This is a genomic window from Curtobacterium sp. B8 (assembly GCF_000333315.1).
GTDB lineage: Bacteria > Actinomycetota > Actinomycetes > Actinomycetales > Microbacteriaceae > Curtobacterium > Curtobacterium luteum.
This window is the reverse complement of record NZ_BACW01000550.1, coordinates 1-5787: the sequence shown is the minus strand read 5'-3', so window position 1 is coordinate 5787 and position 5787 is coordinate 1. Positions and strand designations below refer to the sequence as shown.

The window sequence follows — 5787 nt, the reverse complement described above, 5'->3', positions numbered from 1 at the left end:
TGGCCGAGGCCGCCGGACTGAGCATCCGGGGCCTGCAGGAGGCGTTCCGGCGACACCACGGCGTCACACCGACGACGTACCTCCGTCGCATCCGCCTGCTGCTCGCCCGGGAGCAGCTCGAGTCGGGCGAGGCAGCGAGCGTCGGGGACGTCGCCCGCGCCGTCGGGTTCGGCCACCTCGGTCGCTTCGCGAGCAGCTACCGCGCGGAGTTCGGCGAACTGCCGCGCGAGACGTGGTCGGCCTCGCGGCGCGGTCGCTGACCGGTCGGGTCAGGCGGCGGCTTCGCGGACCGCTGCCTCGGCGGCGACCCACGCGAGCATGCCGCACTTCACCCGCATGACGAACCTCGGTTCTTCACGATGCTCGGCACGCTCGTGCAGGGCCGCGTCTCCCTCGACGGCGCCGCGGTCGTCGCCCAGAAGATCGGCCTGGAGATCGCGCTGACGTACGCGATGCAGCGTCGGCAGTTCCCGACGGGCGACGGCACCGAGGGCGTCCTGCTCGACTACGGGCGGCACCAGCGTCGGCTCATCCCCCGGCTCGCCACCGTGTTCGCACAGTCGTTCGCCCACGAAAAACTGCTCCGGACCTTCGACGACGTCTTCAGTGGGCGCGAGGACACCCCGCAGCGCCGGGAGGACCTCGAGACCCAGGCCGCCGCCTTCAAGGCGATGTCGACCTGGTCGGCCCTCGACACGCTCCAGGAGTGCCGCGAGGCCTGCGGCGGCGCCGGCTTCCTCGCCGAGAACCGTCTCACCGGCCTCCGCGCCGACCTCGACGTCTACGTGACGTTCGAGGGCGACAACACCGTCCTGCTGCAGCTCGTCGGGAAGCGACTGCTCACCGACTTCCGCGCCCGGGCGCCGAAGGACGCCGCCGCCACCGCGCGCTTCGTCGCGGCCACCGCGGCCGCCAAGCTCGCCGACGCGTCCGGGATCCGTCGCCTCGAGCAGACCCTCGCGGACCGCGGCTCGCTCGCGGCCAGCGTCACGGACCTGCAGGACCCGAAGACGCAGCGCGAGCTCCTCGCCGGGCGGGTCGACACGATGGTCACCGAGATCGGCATGCGGCTCGCGGCGGCGGGCAAGGACCGTGCGCGCGCAGCACGGCTGCTGAACCGCTCCCAGCACGACCTGATCGAGGCGGCGAAGGCACACGCGCAGCTCATGCAGTGGGACGCCTTCACCGAGGCGCTCGAGGAGGTCCCCGAGGGCGACTCCCGTCGTGTCCTCGTGTGGCTCCGCGACATGTTCGCCCTCGGCCTGCTCGAGCAGCACCTCGACTGGTACCTCGTGCACGGGCGGCTCACCGCGCAGCGAGCGCGTGCGGTGTCCGCGTACACCGACCGCCTGGTCGCCCGGGTGCGCCCGGTGGTGCCGCAGCTGCTCGAGACCTTCGGGTACGAGCCCGGTCACGTCCGTGCCCCGATCGCCCTCGGTGCCGAGCAGGAGCGTCAGGAGGAGGCCCGTGCTTGGTTCGCCGCCGAGGCCGCGGCGGGACGACTGCCCGAACAGGAGAAGAAGCCGCGCGCGTGACACTCCCGCACGCCCGGTCAACCCTGCGGGGTTGATTCTGGGGTTGTCAACCTCGTAGGGTTGACACGAGGAGGGGCGATGTTCGTGATCACGGCCGACCAGGTCGACAGCCGAGCGGGGTCCGACCGTGTCGAGGCCGCGCTGCGCTCGGTGCGCGACGTGCTCGGGGACGCTGCGGCGCTCCCACCGGACCGCACGGCCGGAGACGAGTTCCAGGTGCTCGTCGCCGAACCCGGGGCGGCCGTCGACGTGGTCCGGACCCTGACCCGGCAGGGCGGCTGGAGCATCGGTGTCGGCATTGGTCCCGTCGAGCGACCGCTCCCGACGACGACCCGGGCGGCGACCGGCCCGGCGTTCTACGCGGCGCGCGACGCCGTCGAGCGGGCGAAGGCCGTCCCGGAGCGGTTCGCGCTGGAGGTCGCGCCCGGGCTCGCGCGCACCACGGCCGAGGTCGAACCGCTCGTCGCCCAGACGGTCCGGTCCCTCGCCCGACGCTCCCGGGAGGGATGGGAGCTCGCGGACCTGCTCGACCGTGGGTACTCGCGGACCGAGGCAGCTGCGCGGCTCGACATCACCCCGCAGGCGGTGGCGAAGCGGTACGCCTCGGCCGACCTGCGCAGCGACGCCCCGGTCCGCGGAGCGCTCGCGTCGCTCCTCGGCAGCGCCGACCGGGAACGCCACGACGACGAGGAGCCCACCCCGTGACCACCACGCTCTGGCTCGTCGCGGCCGCCGTCGTCCTCGCGACCGCCGCGTGGAGCACCGTCCGCCCGGTGCCCGCTGTCGCGCGCGCGGTCCCCGCGGTCGTCGTCCTGCTGGCCCTCCTCGCCGTCCGGATCGGCACCGGGACGATCGCCCCGGGTCCCGCCGAGCGCACCGCCCACCCGCCGCACGGTCTCGTCGCGTCCGCGCCCGACGCGGTCGTCGGCACCGTGCTCGCCGCCGCGGTGTGCCTGGTGGGCATCCTCGCGGGCAGCGCGGTGACGGGCGCCGTCCTCGGGGTCGCGATGCGGGGCGACCTCCGGCGCGGGGACGTGCGCCGGGGCACGCACGGCGGCATCCTCGTCAGCACCCGGGACGAGCCCCTCGGCAGCAGCACGGCGCCGGAGCCGTCGGAGGTCCTCCGCGGCGGGTCCGTGATCGGCTTCCTCGAGCGCTTCGCGATCGTCGGCGCTGCGCTCGTCGGTCACCTCGAGATCGTCGCCGCCGTGATCGCGGTCAAGGGACTCGGCCGGTTCTCCGAGCTCGACTCACCGGCCGCACGCGAGCGGTTCATCGTCGGCACGCTCACGAGCACGTGCTGGGCCGGCCTCGCGGCCGCGGTCGTCCTGCTCTAGGACGACGAGCCGCCCAGCTCCCCCAGCGCACGCCGCAACCGCGCCGCCGCGTCCTCGTCGGTCCCTGCGGAGGCCGCCGCAGCAGCCTCGGCGTTCGCCTCGGTCACGGCCCGGACGACCTCCTCGCGCTGGATCTTCACACCGCGCGGCGCGTCGATCCCGATGCGGACCCCGTCGCCACGCCCGTCGAGCACCGTGATGACGATGTCGTCACCGACGAGGATCCGCTCGCCGACCTTCCGCGTGAGTACCAGCACCCCGTCAGCCTAGCGACAGGACGGGCACTCCCAGCAGGTGGACCGACTCCGGCGTGGCGGTTTCGGCGGCTCCGATCGCCACGACCCCGGCGACGGTCACGCGTCCACCGACCGCGCCGAGCATCGCCTCGGCGTCCTCGGTCTTCCGTCCGACGTCCACGACGAGCCACACCTGGTCCGCGCCGAGTGCCTCGATCGTCGCGCCGTCGTCCCACGCCGCGACCGCGAGCACGGTCGCGCCGTCGCGGACGCCGTCGGCGCGCGCGAGGATCGCCGCGCGCCGGTCCGCGGCGGACGTGGGACGGAGGGCGTGACGGGTGGCGAACAGCCCGGCCACGGCGTCGACGTCGCCGGCCCGGCCGACGAGCAGGACCAGGTCGCCGTCCGCGGAGCGCACCTGCGGCGGGACCGGCCGCACGCGCACCGGAGGGGTGTCGAGGAGGGGTGACGCGCCTCCAGTCAGGGTGTCGGTGACGGCCTGGAGGCGCGACCCGCCCTGGTCGGGCAGGCTGCGGACCGCCGGTGCGGACGGTGGTGCCACCGCGATCGCGGGCGCGATCCCGTCCGCGACGAAGCCGTCGAGGACCGACGCGAACGCGTCGGCGCGGGTGGCGCCCGTGCCGTCCGCGGCGGCGATGCGCGCCTCGGCGGCCTCGGCGTCGGCGAGCAGCGCGGCGATGCCCGCGCGCTGGACGGGACCGTCGGCGATCGCGACGACCGCGGTGGGGAGCTCGTCGGGCGAGGGCACCTCGACGGTGGCCTCGACGTGCGCCTTGCGGAACAGTCCGGCGATGCCAGGGGTCGTCACCCGTTCGGCGGCGACGATGCGCGCCGCGGGACCGAACTCCTCGCGGACGGCGTCGCGCACCGCGTCGAGGGTCGCCCCGTCACGCTGCAACCGCATCGGTGACACGGACCACCCCCACGGTCTCGATGGTGGAGCCCGCCGCCGTCGCCTCCTGGTACGAGAGCACCGGCAGCCCGTTCGACTGCGCGGCGACCATGCGGTGCACCGCCGGGCGGAGCTGCGGCGCGCAGACGAGCACGGCGGACAAGCCCTGGTCCTCGACGGAGCGGACGGCGTCGCGGACCGAGCCGAGCACCTGCTCGATGCGGTGCGCGTCGAGCACGATCTGGGTCCCCTGCTCCGACGGACGCAGCCCCTCGAGCATCGCCTGCTCGAGCAGCGGGTCGATCATGATGACGCGCAGGACACCGTTGTCGGTGTGCCGGGCCACGAGCGCCGGGCCGAGGGCCGCGCGGGCGGACTCGACGAGTCCCTCGGGGTCGGTGGACACCTTCGCCCGGAGCGTCAGGGCCTCGCAGATGCGGCCGAGGTCGTTGATCGGGACCCGCTCGGCGAGGAGCCCCTGCAGGACGCGCTGCAGCTCGGCCATCGAGAGCATGCCGGGGACGAGCTCGTCGACCGCGGCGGGGTTCACCTGCTTGACGCCCTCGGTGAGGACCTTGACGTCCTCGCGGGTGAGCAGCCGCGCGGCGTTGTCGCCGATGACCGCCTGCAGGTGCGTGACGAGCACGGACACCCGGTCGATCACGGTGGCACCGGTCATCTCCGCGGCGTGCCGGAGCTCGGCGGGCACCCACTTGCCCGCGAGGCCGAACACCGGCTCGACGGTCGTCGTGCCGGGGAGCCCGTCGAGCTGGTCGCCGAGGGCGAGGACGCTCCGCGACGGTGCGGTGCCGCGGCCGGCCTCGACGCCCGCGATCCGGATCGCGTACGTCGACGGGGGCAGGTCGATGCTGTCACGCGTCCGGACCGGAGGGACGACGATGCCCATGTCCACCGCGATCTTGCGCCGCAGCGCCCGCACCCGACCGAGCAGGTCGTCCGACGCGCCGGAGACCATGTCGACGAGGTCCGGGGCGAGCAGGATCTCGAGCGCGTGCACCCGCATCTGCTCGATGAGGTCCTCGGGGGTGTCCGCGCTCGGTGCCGCCGACTCGAGGGCACGGGCCTGCTCCGCCGCGGCGGCCTCCCGCTTCGCGTTCTGTCCGATCCGCCACCCCGTGAACAGGAGCACGCCCCCGACGATGAGGAAGGCGAGGACCGGCATGCCGGGGATGAAGCCCATCGCGACGGCCGCGACACCCGCGATCGTCAGCGCGTTGCGGGACTGGGACAGCTGCGCCGCCGCGCTCGAGCCCATCTCGGTCTCGGCGCCGGAGCGGGTGACGATCATGCCCGTCGAGACCGCCATGAGGAGGGCCGGGATCTGCGTCACGAGCCCGTCGCCGATGGTCAGGATGCCGTACTTGCCGAGGGCGTCCGTGATCGAGAGCCCGTTCTGCAGCATGCCGATCGCGATGCCGCCGACGAGGTTGATGACGATGATGAGGATGCCCGCGATCGCGTCGCCCTTGACGAACTTCGACGCGCCGTCCATCGCACCGTAGAAGTCCGCCTCGGCGGACACCGCGGCCCGGCGTTCCTTCGCCTCCGCGTCCGTGATGAGCCCGGCGTTGAGGTCCGCGTCGATCGCCATCTGCTTGCCCGGCATCGCGTCGAGGGTGAAGCGGGCGCCGACCTCGGCCACGCGCTCGGCGCCCTTCGTCACGACGACGAACTGGATCACCACGAGGATGAGGAAGATCACCGCGCCGATGATGATCGACCCGGACACCGCCACGGCCCGAACG

The 5787-nt window shown here is 74.0% G+C and carries 6 protein-coding genes and 1 pseudogene; 4 read left to right on the top strand and 3 right to left on the bottom strand.

Translation table 11 applies throughout. From position 1 onward, the window contains the following. From I59_RS14845 to I59_RS14830, 4 genes and pseudogenes are all read left to right on the top strand, one after another. A partial coding sequence (locus I59_RS14845; RefSeq protein WP_031273926.1) for a helix-turn-helix domain-containing protein occupies positions 1–260 on the top strand: 260 nt, incomplete at its 5' end. Positions 261–347: 87 nt separating this feature from the next. Beyond that, positions 348–1535: pseudogene (locus tag I59_RS14840) on the top strand (acyl-CoA dehydrogenase); the annotation flags it as partial. Between the two features lie 78 nt (positions 1536–1613). After that, complete coding sequence (locus I59_RS14835) at positions 1614–2240, top strand: hypothetical protein (protein WP_022904542.1); 627 nt, start codon at positions 1614–1616, stop codon at positions 2238–2240. Further along, on the top strand, positions 2237–2872 hold the full coding sequence (locus tag I59_RS14830) for a hypothetical protein (RefSeq protein WP_022904541.1): 636 nt from the start codon (positions 2237–2239) through the stop codon (positions 2870–2872). The genes I59_RS14835 and I59_RS14830 overlap by 4 nt, the downstream gene beginning before the upstream one ends. On the opposite strand, the gene csrA is transcribed toward I59_RS14830, so the two are convergent. The 3 genes from csrA to I59_RS14815 all read right to left on the bottom strand — a co-directional run. Then, complete coding sequence (gene csrA, locus I59_RS14825; protein ID WP_022904540.1) at positions 2869–3129, bottom strand: carbon storage regulator CsrA; 261 nt, start codon at positions 3127–3129, stop codon at positions 2869–2871. The two genes, I59_RS14830 and csrA, sit on opposite strands and share 4 nt — an antisense overlap. A gap of 4 nt (positions 3130–3133) precedes the next feature. After that, positions 3134–4033, bottom strand: coding sequence for a hypothetical protein (locus tag I59_RS14820; protein WP_022904539.1), 900 nt, complete (start codon positions 4031–4033; stop codon positions 3134–3136). Further along, the coding region (locus I59_RS14815; RefSeq protein ID WP_031273918.1) for a flagellar biosynthesis protein FlhA at positions 4017–5787 on the bottom strand (1771 nt) is incomplete at its 5' end. The genes I59_RS14815 and I59_RS14820, both read right to left, overlap by 17 nt.